The 15,507-nt window shown below is 72.0% G+C and carries 12 protein-coding genes; all 12 read left to right on the top strand.

The annotated features are described in order from the left end of the window. Window positions 1–200 precede the first annotated feature (200 nt). The 12 genes from ssuE (at window position 201) to ABZ840_RS20250 (ending at window position 15,500) form a co-directional block, all read left to right on the top strand. Window positions 201–752: an NADPH-dependent FMN reductase gene (gene ssuE / locus ABZ840_RS20305; protein WP_361561424.1), complete on the top strand. Its 552-nt coding sequence runs from the start codon at window positions 201–203 to the stop codon at window positions 750–752. Next, entirely contained in the window at window positions 749–1,939 is a 1,191-nt protein-coding gene (locus ABZ840_RS20300; protein ID WP_361561423.1) for an SfnB family sulfur acquisition oxidoreductase, read from the top strand. Before ssuE ends, ABZ840_RS20300 begins: the two co-directional genes overlap by 4 nt. 92 nt (window positions 1,940–2,031) lie before the next feature. Next, window positions 2,032–4,962, top strand: a complete 2,931-nt coding sequence (locus ABZ840_RS20295) for a glycoside hydrolase family 2 TIM barrel-domain containing protein (RefSeq protein WP_361561422.1) — start codon at window positions 2,032–2,034, stop codon at window positions 4,960–4,962. A 13-nt stretch (window positions 4,963–4,975) separates the two neighbouring features. Then, window positions 4,976–5,896 carry a homocysteine S-methyltransferase gene (gene mmuM / locus ABZ840_RS20290; RefSeq protein ID WP_361561421.1) on the top strand — a complete coding sequence of 307 codons (921 nt, stop codon included), beginning with the start codon at window positions 4,976–4,978 and terminating at the stop codon, window positions 5,894–5,896. Window positions 5,897–6,081: 185 nt separating this feature from the next. Next, window positions 6,082–6,879 carry a basic amino acid ABC transporter substrate-binding protein gene (locus ABZ840_RS20285; protein WP_361561420.1) on the top strand — a complete coding sequence of 266 codons (798 nt, stop codon included), beginning with the start codon at window positions 6,082–6,084 and terminating at the stop codon, window positions 6,877–6,879. Window positions 6,880–6,913: 34 nt separating this feature from the next. Beyond that, a complete protein-coding gene (locus tag ABZ840_RS20280; RefSeq protein ID WP_361561419.1) occupies window positions 6,914–7,699 on the top strand; it encodes an amino acid ABC transporter permease in 786 nt (261 codons plus the stop codon). Window positions 7,700–7,704: 5 nt separating this feature from the next. Continuing rightward, entirely contained in the window at window positions 7,705–8,547 is an 843-nt protein-coding gene (locus ABZ840_RS20275; RefSeq protein ID WP_361561418.1) for an amino acid ABC transporter ATP-binding protein, read from the top strand. 185 nt (window positions 8,548–8,732) lie between these two features. Next, window positions 8,733–9,698 (top strand): acetylxylan esterase, encoded by a 966-nt coding sequence (locus ABZ840_RS20270; protein ID WP_361561417.1) that lies wholly within the window; start codon window positions 8,733–8,735, stop codon window positions 9,696–9,698. A 61-nt stretch (window positions 9,699–9,759) separates the two neighbouring features. Further along, window positions 9,760–11,190 (top strand): xylulokinase, encoded by a 1,431-nt coding sequence (gene xylB / locus ABZ840_RS20265; protein ID WP_361561416.1) that lies wholly within the window; start codon window positions 9,760–9,762, stop codon window positions 11,188–11,190. A gap of 307 nt (window positions 11,191–11,497) precedes the next feature. Next, window positions 11,498–12,931, top strand: coding sequence for a family 2B encapsulin nanocompartment shell protein (locus ABZ840_RS20260; RefSeq protein WP_361561415.1), 1,434 nt, complete (start codon window positions 11,498–11,500; stop codon window positions 12,929–12,931). Window positions 12,932–13,079: 148 nt separating this feature from the next. Continuing rightward, window positions 13,080–14,495: a family 2B encapsulin nanocompartment shell protein gene (locus ABZ840_RS20255; protein ID WP_361561414.1), complete on the top strand. Its 1,416-nt coding sequence runs from the start codon at window positions 13,080–13,082 to the stop codon at window positions 14,493–14,495. Window positions 14,496–14,870: 375 nt separating this feature from the next. Further along, complete coding sequence (locus ABZ840_RS20250) at window positions 14,871–15,500, top strand: N-acetylmuramoyl-L-alanine amidase (RefSeq protein WP_361561413.1); 630 nt, start codon at window positions 14,871–14,873, stop codon at window positions 15,498–15,500. Window positions 15,501–15,507 lie beyond the last annotated feature (7 nt).

The raw sequence follows: 15,507 nt of genomic DNA, 5'->3' as shown, positions 1-15,507 counted from the left end.
GTGTTCGACGGGGTCGGCGTGTGCGATGCCGAGGAGGTGGTTGACGAGGGAGCCGGCGCCGGAGCCGCGGCCCGCCTGTTCGTGAGCCCGCGCGCCCCCGTAGGACCGCTCCCGCTCGGTACTCGTCACGCCGAGCCCGATCGGTACTCGTGCTCCGCACCACCACAGACTCCGCACCACACACCTCGAGGTGAACATCCATGGCCACCGTGCTGTCCCTCTCCGGGAGCCCCTCCCCCACATCCCGTACGGCGCGACTGCTGCGCCACCTGGACACCACACTCGTCGCACAGGGACACGAGGTGATCCCGCTGGACGTCCGGACGCTGCCCGCCGAGGCACTGCTGGGCGCGGACTTCGGTCACCCGGCGATCGTCCGGGCGACCCGGCTCGTCGAGGCCGCCGACGGCATCGTCGTCGGTACGCCCGTCTACAAGGCCGCGTACTCGGGGCTGCTGAAGTCCCTCCTCGACCTGCTGCCCCAGTACGCGCTGGCCGGGAAGACCGTGCTGCCGCTGGCCACCGGCGGTTCCACCGCGCACGTCCTCGCGATCGACTACGCGCTGCGGCCCGTGCTGTCCTCCATGGGTGCCTCGCACATCGTGCCGGGCTGGTTCGTCCTGGACCGCGACATCACTGTGCAGGAGGGCGGCGGGGTCCACGTGGCATCGGAGACGCGCGAGGCGCTGGACGGTGTGCTCGGCCAGTTCGCGGCGGCCCTGGACCGCGCTCCTCTGCGAGTGGCGGCATGACCGGCACCGCTCATGTGATCGCCGACGACGCGGAGGCCCTGGCCGTAGCCGCCGAGCTGGCGGCGGAGTTCCGCACCGGCGCGGCCCGCCGGGACGCCGAGCGCCGGCTTCCGGGCCCCGAGCTGGACCGGCTCTCCGACAGCGGCCTGCTGGGCATCACCGTGCCGCGTGAGCACGGTGGCGCCGAGGTGTCCGCGGAGACGCTCGCCGGGGTCTTCCGGCTGCTGGCCGCCGCTGACGCGAGCCTGGCGCAGATCCCGCAGAGCCACTTCGTGTACGTGGCGGTGCTGCGCCGCCAGGGAGACGAGGAGCAGCGGAAGTTCTTCTTCCAGGAGGTGCTGGCCGGGCGGCGGCTGGGCAACGCGCAGTCCGAGGCGGGCACCAAGCACGTGCAGGACATCCGCACCCGGCTCGTCCCGCAGCCGGACGGGTCGTACGTCCTGGAGGGCACCAAGCACTACTCCACGGGCGCGCTGTTCGCCGACTGGATCCCGGTGCTGGCCCGCGGCGCCGACGAGGAGCTGTACGTCGCCTACGTCCCCCGGCACGCGCCCGGCGTGACGGTCGTGGACGACTGGGACGGCATGGGCCAGCGGACCACCGCCAGCGGCACGGTGCGCCTGGAGTCGGTGCTGGTCCCGCGGGACCGTGTGGTGCCGCACCACCTCACCTTCCGCGGCCCGCAGCTGCACGGCGCGCTCGCACAGTTGCTGCACGCCGCCATCGACACCGGGATCGCCGAGGGGGCGCTCTCCGAGGCGGCGGAGTTCGTCCGGGTCAAGAGCCGCCCGTGGTTCGAGAGCGGGCTGGAAACCGCGGCGGAGGATCCGCTGCTCATCCAGCAGTTCGGTGAGCTGGCGCTGGCCGTACGGGCGGCGGGCGCGCTGCTCTCCGAGGCCGCGCGCACGGTCGCCACGGCGGCGGGCGGCCTCACCGACGACAGCGCGGCCGAGGCGTCGATCGCGGTGGCCGCCGCCAAGGTGCAGGCCGCCCGTGCTGCCGTGGAGACCGGCAGCGCGCTCTTCGAAGCGGCCGGCACTCGCGCGGCACTGAACGGGCTGAACCTGCACCGGCACTGGCGCGACGCGCGTACCCACACGCTGCACGACCCGGTGCGCTGGAAGGTGCAGCACATCGGCCGGTACCTGCTGAACGGCACCCGGCCGCCCCGGCACGGCCTCCTCTGAACGGCGGGCGCGCCCCCGGTGAACACGCGGATGTGGTCGCAATCGGAGGACGCGCGTGCTTCGCTGGCGGCATGGTGTCGTACGAGGAAGACGTGCCGCGAAACGAAGCGCATTCCGAGGAAGACGTGCCGTACTACGAAGACGTGTCGCCGGGGAGCGGCGCTCTGCCGCCCGCCGCGTGGCTGCCCGGGACGGACGCCCGGCGGCTGTCGCTGAACGGGACCTGGCGGTTCCGGCTGTCGCCGGCGGCGACAACTGAGGACGAGACCTTCGCCAGCCCCGAGTACGACGACTCGGCATGGGCCGGGCTGACCGTGCCGGGACACTGGGTGCTCCAGGGGCACGGCGCCCCGGCCTACACGAATACCGGCTACCCCTTCCCCGTGGACCCGCCCCGGGTGCCGGACGAGAACCCCACCGGTGACCACCGGTACGCATTCGACCTGCCGGAAGACTGGCCGGCGGGTTCCACCGTGCTGCGCTTCGGGGGCGTCGAGTCCTGCGCCCGGGTGTGGCTGAACGGCGACGAGCTGGGCCACTTCAAGGGCAGCAGGCTGTCCCACGAGTTCGAGGTGGGGGCGCTGCTGCGGCCCGGGCACAACACCCTGGCCGTCCGTGTGCACCAGTGGTCGTCCGGCACGTACCTGGAGGACCAGGACCAGTGGTGGCTGCCGGGCGTCTTCCGGGACGTCGAGCTGATGCAGCGTCCCGAAGGCGCGGTGCGGGACCTCTTCGTGCACGCCGGGTACGACCACCGCACCGGCAGCGGCAGCCTGCGGGTGGACTGTGCGCCGGCCGGGCGGGTGACCGTGCCGGAACTGGGCCTGGACCTGGCGACCGGCGAGAGCGCGACGGTTCCCGTCGAACCGTGGACGGCGGAGACGCCCCGGCTGTACGACGCGGAGCTGGCCACCCCCGGGGAGCGCGTGCGGCTGCGCATCGGGTTCCGCACGGTCGCCGTCGAAGACGGGCTGCTGAAGGTCAACGGGCGGCCACTGCTGCTGCGCGGCGTCAACCGGCACGAGTTCCACCCGGCGCACGGGCGCGCGCTGACCATGGACGTCATGCGACACGATCTGCTGCTGATGAAGCAGCACAATGTCAACGCCGTGCGCACCAGTCACTATCCGCCCCACCCGGCCTTCCTGGAGCTCTGCGACGAGCTGGGGCTGTGGGTGGTCGACGAGTGCGATCTGGAGACGCACGGCTTCGCCCAGCAGGGCTGGCGGGGCAACCCCGTCGACGACGAGCGGTGGACGCCGGCCCTGCTCGACCGGGCCCGGCGGATGGTCGAGCGCGACAAGAACCACCCGTCCGTCATCATGTGGTCGCTCGGCAACGAGTGCGGTACGGGGCGCGGGCTGTCCGCGATGGCCGCGTGGATGCGGGAGCGCGACCCGTCCCGGCCGCTGCACTACGAAGGCGATCCCAGCTGCGCCGACACCGATGTCTACTCCCGGATGTACGCCGACCACGCCGAGGTGGAACGCATCGGCCGGCGTACGGAGGAGCCGCTGGGCGACGCGGCACTGGACGCCCGGCGCCGCAACCTGCCCTTCGTGCTGTGCGAGTACGCGCACGCCATGGGCAACGGGCCCGGCGGGCTGAGCGACTACCAGCGGCTGTTCGAGACCTACGAGCGCTGCCAGGGCGGCTTCGTGTGGGAGTGGATCGACCACGGGCTGCGGCAGGAGACCGCGGACGGCGTCCCGTACCACGCGTACGGCGGCGACTTCGGGGAGGAACTGCACGACGGCAACTTCGTGTGCGACGGGCTCGTGTTCCCGGAGCGCACACCCTCGCCGGGGCTGATCGAGTACAAGAAGGTCATCGAGCCGGTGCGCATCGAGGCGGCCGGGCCGGACGCCGCCCCGGGAGCGGTGCGCGTCACCAACCTGCAGGACTTCGCGGACCTGTCGGCGCTCGTCTTCCCGTGGCGCTACGAGGTCGAGGGCCGCGCAGTCGCGGAGGGGACGCTCGCGGTGCCGCCGCTGCTGCCCGGCGAGAGCGCCGAGCTGAAGCTGCCGCCGCCGGCCGATGGGCCCGCGGCCGGCGAAGCGCTGTGGACGGTACGCGCGGTCCTGGCCGAGGACACCGCCTGGGCCGCCGCCGGGCACGAAGTCGCGTGGGGCCAGTTGCCCGCCGGGCCGCGCCCCGTGCCGCGCCCGGTCGTGGCGGCCGTGGCACCGAGGTGGGGCGAGGACGGCACCATCGCGCTCGGCCCGGGTGTCTTCGACGCCGCCACCGGTGTCCTGAGCGGGCTCGGCGGCCGGCCGGTGTCCGGCCCGCGGCTGGACGTCTGGCGGGCGCCCACGGACAACGACGAGGGCGCGCCCTGGCAGCCGGGGCAGCGCTGCGGACCCGAGTGGCGGCGGATCGGCCTGCACCGGATGCGGCACCGCTCGGACGCGGTGGTGGCGGACGGGGACGCGCTGGTCGTCCGTACCAGGGTCGCTCCCGCCGCCTCGGCGCTGGGCTTCTCGGTGGTGCACCGCTGGCTCTCGGACGGCGCCGCATTGCGGCTGGAGGTGGCCGTGACGCCGGAGGGCGACTGGCCGGTCGCGCTGCCGCGGCTGGGCCTGCGGATGGGCGTCGGCGGCGATCCAGGCGCCGTGCGGTGGTTCGGCGGCGGTCCGGGCGAGGCGTACCCGGACACGTCCGCAGCGGCCCGCGTGGGCCGTTGGGCGCTGTCGGTCGACGAGTGGCAGACCCCGTACGTACGACCGCAGGAGAACGGCGCGCGCATCGGCGTGCGCTGGGCGGAGTTCACGCGCCCGGACGGGACCGGGCTGCGCATCGAAGGGGAGCCGGACTTCTTCCTCACGGCCCGGAGGTGGACCACGGAGGAGCTGGACGCCGCCCGGCACACGCCGGACCTCGTTCCGGGCGACCGCGTATGGCTCCACCTGGACCACGCGCAGCACGGGATCGGCAGCCAGTCGTGCGGCCCCGGAGTGCTCCCCCGCTACCGCCTCGAAGCCGCTCCGGCCACGTTCGCCTTCACGTTCCGGACGGCGGAATGACAGGCTTCACCGTATGAGCTCTACCTCCCCCTCCTTCGTGGCCGCCCTGGCCGGCGGCCCCGTCGTCCTCGACGGCGGACTCTCCAACCAGCTGGAGTCGGCCGGGCACGACCTCAGTGACGAGCTGTGGTCGGCCCGGCTGCTCGCCGAGCAGCCGGAGGCGATCACCGCCGCGCACCAGGCGTACTACGAGGCGGGCGCCCGGGTCGCGATCACCTCCAGCTACCAGGCCACGTTCGAGGGCTTCGCGCGGCGCGGCGTCAACGGAGAGGCGGCGGCCGGGCTGCTGCGCCGCAGTGTGGAGCTGGCCCGGGAGGCCGCCCGGCGCGCCATGAAGAACGGCGTGCCGGGCCCCCTGTACGTCGCGGCCTCCGCGGGCCCGTACGGCGCGATGCTCGCGGACGGCTCGGAGTACCGCGGCCGGTACGGGCTGAGCGTCGGCGAACTGGAGCGGTTCCACCGGCCTCGGCTGGAGGTGCTGGCGGCGGCGGAGCCGGACGTACTGGCGCTGGAGACGGTGCCGGACGCGGACGAGGGGCGGGCGCTGGTGAGCGCCGTGCGCGGCCTCGGGGTACCGGCCTGGCTGTCGTACAGCATCGAGGGCGGCCGGACGCGGGCCGGGCAGCCGCTGGAGGAGGCCTTCGCACTAGCGGCCGAGGCGCCGGAGATCGTGGCCGTAGGGGTCAACTGCTGCGTGCCGGAGGACGCGGACGCGGCGGTGGAGACGGCGGCGCGGGTGACCGGCAAGCCCGTGGTGGTCTATCCGAACAGCGGTGAGGAGTGGGACGCGCAGGCGCGTGCGTGGCGCGGTCGCGCGACGTTCACGGAGGAACGGGTGACGGCCTGGGCGGCGGGCGGCGCACGCCTCATCGGTGGCTGCTGCCGCGTGGGTCCCGACTCCGTCTCCGCCCTCGCCGGCCTCCTCACGACCTGACACTCCCCCTGCAGAGCAGCGGCCCCGCCCGTGTACGGCGGGGCCGTTCCCCGTGCGTGGCGGATCAAGGTCGTTATGCAGACGCAACCCTCACGGCGGAGACAGCGGACACGGCCGGTGGCAGGATTCAGCGCAACTCGCCGTCAGCAGCCTGCTGTTGATCTTCACCCTTCCCTGGAGGACCGGTGTCAGCTCGCTCGTCGCTGCCTGTCATAGCCGCCGTCGCGGCCGTCGCCCTGGCGGCCGGCTGCACCAGCACGAAGTCCGAGGGGAACCAGGGTTCCGGGTTGCAGCTGGTGTCCAAGGGGACGCTCAAGACCTGCACCCACCTGCCGTACGCGCCCTTCCAGGTGAAGAAGGGCGGCGAAATCGTCGGATTCGACGTGGATCTGATCGACCTCGTGGCCAAGGACATGAAGGTCGATCAGGAGGTCGTGAACACGCCCTTCGAGGGCATCGAGACCGGCCAGGACTTCAATATTCGCAAGTGCGACCTGGCCGCGGCGGGCATGACGATCACGCCCGAGCGCAAGAAGGTCATGGACTTCTCCGACCCGTACTTCAATGCCACGCAGGCGCTGATCACGAAGAAGGGCGAGCCCTACAAGAGGATCGAGGACCTCAAGGGCCGGAAGCTGGGCTACCAGAAGGCCACGACCGGCGGCATCTACGCCAAGGAGCACGCGGGCGAGGACGTGGACCTCGTGGAGTACGAGGACCTCGGGCTGCTGCTCACCGCGGTGAAGACCCGCAAGGTGGACGCCGCCATCATGGACAACGGCGTACTGCTCGACTACGTCAAGTCCAATCCCGACACCGAGGTCACCGCCGAGTTCGACACGGGTGAGCACTACGGGGTCGCGGTGCGCAAGGGCAACAGCGCACTCCTGAAGCAGATCAATGCCTCCCTCAAGAAGGCCAGGTCGAACGGCAGTTACGACCGCATCTACAAGAAGTGGTTCGGTACCACGCCGCAGAGCTGATCCCCGCCGCCCACCCCTGAGGAGCTCTGCCCGCATGGCCCTGACCAAACGGCAGCGGACCCGCGCGGTCCGCGGGTCGCAGTACGCCCTTCTGGTCCTCGTCGTGGTCGTCGTCGCGCTGGTCGCCGACTGGGGCCAGTTGCAGCGGGCCTTCTTCGATGTCGGCATCGTGGCGGACCTGTTCCCCGACATCGTCACCACCGCGCTGGTCAACACGGTGCTCTACACCCTGCTCGGCTTCGGCTTCGGGCTGGTGGTCGGGCTCGTTCTGGCGCTGATGCGGCTCTCTTCGGTGCCGCCGTACCGCTGGATCGCCGTCACGTACATCGAGTTCTTCCGGGGTGTGCCCGCCCTTCTGGTCTTCATCGCGCTGGGCTTCGGTGTGCCGCTCGCGTTCGAGGTCGCGCTGGACCAGTACGTCACCGTGATGCTCTCCCTGGGGCTGGTCGGCGCCGCCTACATGGCGGAGACCATCAGGGCGGGCATCCGGGCCGTGCCCAAGGGCCAGACCGAGGCGGCCCGCTCGCTCGGCATGTCGCACGGCCGGGCCATGGTCTCCATCGTCATCCCCCAGGCGTTCCGCATCGTCCTGCCGCCGCTCACCAACGAGCTGATCCTGCTGACCAAGGACTCCTCGCTGGTGTACCTGCTGGGGCTGTCGCTCGGCCAGTACGAGCTGGCCAACTTCGGGCGGGACGCGCTCAACGAGTACAAGAGCCTGACCCCGATCCTCGTGGCCGGCCTGCTCTACCTCGTCATCACCCTCCCGCTCGGCCACCTGGTCCGGCGGCTCGAAGCCCGTACCGCGAAGGCCAGGTGACCGGCATGACGACCGACTCGGCGGCGACGGGCCGGGCGCCCGCGGCCGGGAACCCGACCGCCATCGAGGTCACCGGGCTGCACAAGGCCTTCGGCGACCTCGAAGTGCTCAAGGGCATCGACTTCACGGTGCGGCGCGGCGAGGTGGTGTGCGTCATCGGCCCCTCGGGGTCGGGCAAGTCGACGCTGCTGCGCTGCGTCAACCTGCTGGAGGAACCCACCTCGGGGACGGTCGTGGTGGCCGGCACCGAGGTGACCGACCCGGACGTGGACATCGACCGGGTACGGCGCCGGATCGGGATGGTCTTCCAGTCCTTCAACCTCTTCCCGCACCTGACCGCGCTGGAGAACCTGACGATCGCCCAGCGGCGCGTGCTGCGCCGCGAGAAGGCCGAGGCGGAGCGGGTCGCGCGGGCGAACCTGGCGCGCGTCGGACTGAGCGACAAGGAGCGCTCCTACCCCGCCCAGCTCTCCGGGGGCCAGCAGCAGCGGGTGGCCATCGCCCGCGCGCTCTCGATGGACCCGGAGCTGATGCTCTTCGACGAGCCGACCTCCGCGCTCGACCCGGAGCTGGTGGGCGACGTGCTCGCCGTCATGCGGTCGCTCGCCGACGAGGGCATGACCATGCTCGTCGTCACGCACGAGATGAGCTTCGCGCGGGAGGTCGCCGACCGGGTCGTCTTCATGGACGGCGGGGTGATCGTCGAGGAGGGGCCGCCGGACCGTGTGGTGGGTGCCCCGCAGCACGAGCGGACGCGTACCTTCCTGGCCCGCGTGCTGGACCCGGCGGCGGCCCAGGTCGGCGAGGTGGCCGACACCGGCCCGGAGGGCAAGCGCGTGGACCGCTGAGCCCCGCGGAAGGCCGGAGCGGACCCCCGGGCCGGTGAGGGGGCCGTACGGACGCCCCCGGCCCGTACGCGGCCGTACGGACGGGTGGCGCGCGGAGACGCGTGGTGCCCGCCCGTGGTCGTACCGGCCGCTCCCGGGGCATGGTGTCCGGTGATCGGTTTTCCCCGAGCCTCAGGAGCCCGCCGGTGTTCGTCGACATGCCCCTCGAAGACCTGCGCACCTATCGTCCCGCCCGGCCCGAACCGGCCGGCTTCGACGCGTTCTGGCAGCGCACCCTCAAAGAGGCGCGCACCTTCCCCCTCGACGCACGCTTCACCCCCGTCGACGTGGGCCTGGACCTGCTCCACACCTACGACCTGGAGTTCTCCGGGTTCGGCGGGCACCGTGTCCGCGGCTGGTTCCTCGTCCCGAGGGGCGCGGGACGGCCGCTCCCCTGTGTCGTGCGGTACCTGGGCTACGGGGGCGGGCGCAGCCTGCCGCACGACTGGCTGCTCTGGCCGGCCGCCGGGTACGCCACCCTCGTGATGGACCCCCGGGGCCAGACCGGCCCGACCCGGTCGGGCGACACCCCCGACCCGGTGGGCTCCGACAACCCGTCCGTCGGCGGCATGATGACGCGGGGCGTGCTCGACCCCGACGCGTACTACTTCCGCCGGCTCTACACGGACGCCGTACGGGCCGTGGAGGCGGCGCGCGAGCACGCGGCGGTGGACCCCGACCGCATCGTCGTGGAGGGCAACAGCCAGGGCGGCGCGCAGGCGCTCGCGGTGGCGGGGCTGGTGCCGGGGCTCGCCGCCGCACTGGTACGGGTGCCGTTCATGGCGCACATCCGGCGCGCCGTGGAGAGGGCCGAGACCGGCCCGTACACCGAACTGGCCGCGTACTTCGCCGGGGAGCGGCTGCACATCGACACCGCGCTGGACACGCTGGACCACTTCGACGTGCTGAACTTCGCCGCCCGTGCGGAGGCTCCCGCGCTCTTCGGTACGGGCCTGGCCGACACCGTCACGCCGGCGTCCACCGGCTTCGCCGCGTACCACCACTACGCGGGCCCGAAGGACCTTCGGGTGTGGCGGTTCAACGGCCACGAGGGCGGCGGGACGCACCATCAGGCGGACGAGATCGTGTTCGTACGGGAGCTGTTCGCATGAGGCCGCGTCCGCGGGCCCATGAAGTACCGGCGGTCGCCGGACACCTGAGGGAGGAGTGGCGATGAGCGTGTGGGGAGCGGGACCTCTGGTCGTCGGCGTGGACAGTTCCACGCAGTCGACCAAGGTGCTGGTCGTGGACGCGTCGACGGGTGAGGTCGCGGCACGGGGCCAGGCGCCGCACACCGTCACCGCCGGCCCCGGCAAGGAGAGCGACCCCGAGGAGTGGTGGGACGCGCTCGGGCAGGCGCTGGAGGCCTGCGGCGACGCGGCACGGCAGGCGTCCGCCGTCTCCGTCGCGGGCCAGCAGCACGGGCTGGTGACGCTGGACTCGGCCGGGCGTCCGGTGCGTCCGGCGCTGCTGTGGAACGACGTACGGCCGGCGCCGCAGAGCCGCCGCCTCATCGAGGAGCTGGGCGGCCCGGACACCTGGGCCGAGCGGGTGGGCAGTCTGCCGGGCCCGTCGTTCACGGTGGCCAAGTGGGCCTGGGTGCGCGACCGGGAGCCGGCGGCGGCGCGGGCCACCGCCGCGGTACGGCTGCCGCACGACTACCTCACCGAGCGGCTGACCGGCGAGGCCGTCACCGACCGCGGGGACGCCTCCGGGACGGGCTGGTGGTCCTCGGCCACCGGGAGCTACGACAAGGAGATCCTGGACCACGTGGGGCTGCGGACGGAGATGCTGCCCCGTGTCGCGCGCCCCGGTGAGGCGGCCGGGACCGTACGGCCCGACTCGTTGCCACTGCCGCGCGGCGCGCTCGTGGCGGCCGGTACGGGCGACAACATGGCGGCGGCGCTCGGCCTCGGGCTGCGCCCCGGGCACCCGGTGATCAGCCTCGGCACCTCGGGGACGGTGTACGCGGTGACCGGGCGACGCCCGGCCGATCCGACCGGCACGGTCGCGGGGTTCGCGGACGCGCGCGGCGACTGGCTGCCGCTCGCCTGCACCCTGAACTGCACGCTCGCGGTGGACCGGATGGCGGCGCTGTTGGGCCGGGACCGGGAGGCCGTGGAGCCGGGCGGCTCGGCGGTGGTGCTGCCGTTCCTCGACGGCGAGCGCACGCCGAACCTTCCGGAGGCGACGGGCCTGTTGCACGGCCTGCGGCACGACACCACGGGCGGGCAGGTGCTGCAGGCGGCGTACGACGGCGCGGTCTTCGCGCTGCTGCGGGCGCTGGACCTGGTGGCGGGGCCCGAAACAGCGGCGGACGAGGCGCTGTTGCTGATCGGCGGCGGAGCGCGCGGACGGGCCTGGCGGGACACCGTACGGCGGCTGTCGGGCCGACCCGTGGTGGTACCGGCCGAAGGCGAGCTGGTGGCGCTGGGCGCTGCGGCACAGGCGGCGGGGCTGCTGCTGGGTGAGGACCCGGCGGGGGTGGCGCGCCGCTGGGGAACGGGCCGGGGCGAGCGGTTCGAAGCGGTCGAGCGGGACGCGGCGGCGTGGGAACGGCTGTCGGGGACCCTCACGGCGGCGGGGCCCCTCTTCGGGGCGTGAGGTTCCCCGCGCACGAAGGGCGCCGCCGTGAGGCACCGCCCCGCAGAGCCCCAGGGCCGCCGCCCGTCCAAGCCCCGCGGGGAGCCGCCCCGCAAAGCCCCGCGGGCGCCGCCCTTCGTGCGTGCCGTCGTACGCCAGCGCATATGTGCAACCCAACAGGCCGGTGCACGCCCGGAGATACAGCTATTCCGGCGAGCCTATCCACTCAATTCCTATTTCATGCCACTCATTTGAGGGATTGTGCAGATAAAATCAGTGCGACTACCTTCTCTGTTCGGCGGATAGCCGATTTCAACTTCTTCCAGAGATGGGTGGGGCAGCTGTGACGGTTCCGGAAGAAACACTCTCCGACACCGCGGGCGAAAGCCAGAATGTGAACCTGACCAGTCTGGCCACGACGGCCGCGCGCAATCTGGCGACCACCACCAAGACCGTGCCACAGATGCAGAACATCACCTCGCGGTGGCTGCTGCGTCTGCTGCCCTGGGTAGAGGTCTCCGGTGGCACGTACCGTGTCAACCGACGCCTGACCTATGCCATCGGGGACGGGCACATCGAGTTCGCCTCGGACGGCGGGGACCTGCGCGTCATCCCCGACGAGCTGCGTGAGCTGCCGGCACTGCGGAACTTCACCGACCGCGAGGTGCTCACCGCGCTCGCCGAGCGGTTCGAGCGGCGGCAGTACGCCGCGGGCGATGTGATCGCCGAGGCCGGGGGGCCCGCCGACCGCGTCGTGCTCGTCGCGCACGGCAGGGTGGACCGGATCGGCGCGGGCAAGTACGGCGACGAAAGCGTGCTCGGCGCGCTGGCCGGCGGCGACCACCTCGGTGACGGGCCGTTCACCGACGCGGACGCGACCTGGCAGTTCACCTACCGTGCGGTGACCCGGGTGACCGTCCTTTCCCTGCCGAGCAGCGCGCTGGCCGAGATCCGGGACCGCTCGGAAGGGCTGCGGGACCACCTCGAAGCGCAGCAGTCCGGCGCCCCGGCACCGCACAACGAGAGCGGCGAGGCGGCCATAAAGATCGCTTCCGGCCACCGCGGCGAGCCCCTTCTGGACAGCACGTTCGTGGACTACGAGCTCAGCCCGCGGGAGTACGAGCTGAGCGTGGCGCAGACCGTGCTGCGCACGCACACCCGCGTCGGGGACCTCTACAACGACCCGATGAACCAGGTCGAGGAGCAGCTGCGGCTGACCATCGAGGCGCTGCGCGAGCGGCAAGAGCACGAAATGATCAACAACCGCGAGTTCGGCCTGCTGCACAACGCCGACCCGCGGCAGCGCATCCCCACCAGGAGCGGCCCGCCCACCCCGGACGACCTGGACGAACTCCTGTCCACCGTATGGAAGGAGCCGTCCTTCCTGCTGGCGCACCCCAAGGCCATCGCGGCCTTCGGGCGGGAGTGCACCAAGCGTGGCCTGTACCCGACCGCCGTGGACTTCATGGGCCACTCCCTGCCGTCGTGGCGCGGGGTGCCGATCTTCCCCAGCGGCAAGATCCCGGTCGGCGCGGACAACACCACCTCCTTCATGGTGATGCGTACCGGCGAGGAGCGTCAGGGTGTCGTCGGGCTGCACCAGACCGGAATTCCCGATGAATACCAGCCAAGCCTCTCTGTCCGTTTTATGGGCGTCGACGACAAGGCCGTCATGAACTACCTCGTGAGCGCCTACTACTCCGCGGCCGTCCTCGTCCCGGACGCGCTCGGAATTCTCGACGACGTGTCCATCGGCCACTGAGGCGAGTAATTCAGGCCAACGAGGCAGCAATTTCAGCCGCCGCGCGGCGCACACCGGGGGACGGTACCCCCGCCGAATGCCGCCCGCCCCACCGGGCGGCCCCGCGGCTGCACGTTTCACACCGGCACAGGAATAGGTGAGCTTCTCCATGACCACTTCGCTCGACCCGACATCCGGCCTCGACGACTCCGCGAACGAACAGGCCCGGTCGAGCCTCGCCACGGCGGCGGCCCGGAATCTGGCCACCACGACGAAGACCGTGCCGCAGATGCAGGGGATCTCCTCCCGCTGGCTGCTGCGCGTCCTGCCCTGGACGGAGGTCTCCGGCGGTACGTACCGGGTGAACCGGCGGCTCTCCCACACCCTCGGCGACGGCCGGGTGGAGTTCACCAGCACGGGCAGCGAGGTCCGGGTCATCCCCGTCGAGCTGCGGGAGCTGGCGCCGCTGCGCGGACTGACCGACCAGGACGCGCTGGAGGGCCTGGCCGGCCGCTTCGAGCAGCGCGACTTCGCGCCGGGTGACGTGCTCATCGAGCGCGGCACGCCCACGGACCAGGTCGTGCTGATCGCGCACGGCAAGCTGGAGCGCGTGGGCGAGGGGAAGTACGGCGACGACACCGTGCTCGGCGTGCTCGCCGACGGCGACCACACGGGCGCCACGGCGCTGCTCTCCGGGGACAGCACCTGGGAGCACACCGTACGCGCCGTGACCCGGGGTACCGCACTGGTGCTGCCCCGCTCCGCGTACGAGGAGGTGGCCGGGCGGTCCGACGCGCTGCGCAGCCACATCGAGCAGTTCCGCAGCGCGCTGGTCCCGGCGCAGAACAAGCACGGCGAGGCGGCCATCGAGGTGACCTCCGGGCACGTCGGCGAGCCTCAGCTGCCGGGCACGTTCGCGGACTACGAACTGTCGCCGCGGGAGTACGAACTCAACGTCGCGCAGACCGTGCTGAAGATCCACAGCCGGGTCGCCGATCTGTACAACGACCCGATGAACCAGCTGGACCAGCAGTTGCGGCTGACCGTCGAGGCGCTGCGCGAGCGGCAAGAGCACGAGATGATCAACAACAAGGAGTTCGGCCTGCTGCACAACGCCGATCTCAAGCAGCGCATCCACACCCGCTCCGGCCCGCCCACCCCGGACGACCTGGACGAGCTGATCTCCCGCCGCCGGAAGACCCAGGTCCTGCTGGCGCACCCGCGCACCATCGCCGCCATCGGCCGGGAGTGGAACGCCCGCGGCATCTACCCCACGGGGGTGGAGTTCGGCGGCCAGGAGGTACGGGCCTGGCGCGGCATTCCGCTGCTGCCCTGCAACAAGATCCCGGTCAACCCCGACCAGACCAGCTCGATCATCGCCATGCGTCTGGGCGCGGAGAACCAGGGCGTGGTGGGTCTGCACCAGACGGGCCTTCCGGACGAGTACCAGCCCGGCCTGTCGGTGCGCTTCATGGGCATCAACGAGCAGGCGGTCATCAAGTACTTGGTCAGCGCGTACTTCTCGGCAGCCGTGCTGGTGCCGGACGCGCTGGGCGTCCTGGAGGACGTCGAGATCGGGCACTGAGGGGCCCGCCGGTCCCTGCGGGCTGTGCGGTGCCGCAGCAGGGGCCGGACACCTCCCCGTAGGTGCTCTTCCGCCTCCCCGGCGAGAGGTGCTCTTCCGGAGTGCGACGGCGACGGTGCCCAGGGCGCCGTCGCCGTACTCCTGTTGTGGCGAATGTTGTGGCGAAGGCGTGGACGGAGCCGGGGCGGGGCGGTGCCGGAAGTTTTTGCGCCGTTATTGGTCGAGCCATTGGCGGACCGGGAAGAACCTTGGCAGTGGGCGTGCGGTTCCGCATCATGGCGGAGCCGCATGTCCATGACATCACGCCATGGCACGTGAGCCATGGCAGGTACGCGAGCTTCCCCCTCCCCCCATGGTCCTCTGGCAGGAGATCGCATGCAGCACGACAGTCCCCAGCCGTCCCGCCGCAGACTGCTCACCGGCGCCGCCGCGGCCGCCGCGGCGGCCGCCCTCCTCCCCCTCGGCACCGGCCAGGCGCACGCCGCCCCCCACCGCGCCGGCAGAGCCCCCCGTGCCGGCTACCCCGACGTGCACTGGACCCCGGCCGCCGCCGCCAACTTCACCGCGGCGAACCGCCCGGCCCAGTACGGCATCGACAAGGTGATCGTCCACGTCACGCAGGAGACGTACGCCGACACCGTGAAGATCTTCCAGAACCCCAAGAAGCAGGTCTCCGCGCACTACTGCGTCCGCTCGGCCGACGGGTACATCGGCCAGTTCGTCCGCGAGGACGATGTGGCCTGGCACGCGGGCAACTGGGGTTACAACACCCGCAGCATCGGCATCGAGCACGAGGGATGGGTGGACCAGCCCAGCTGGTTCACCGAGGCGATGTACCGTCAGTCGGCGCTGCTCACGGCCGCGGTCTGCGCGCGGTACGGCATACCGGTCGACCGTGAGCACATCATCGGGCACGTGGAGGTGCCCGGGACCGACCACACGGACCCGGGCCGCTACTGGGACTGGTCGCGCTACATGAGCCTGGTGAAGGCATCCCTCCGGTAGCCGGTGG

It is taken from the genome of Streptomyces sp. NPDC047117, assembly GCF_040643545.1.
In the GTDB taxonomy this organism is placed as follows: Bacteria; Actinomycetota; Actinomycetes; order Streptomycetales; family Streptomycetaceae; genus Streptomyces.
This window is presented reverse-complemented; position numbering and strand designations above follow the sequence as displayed.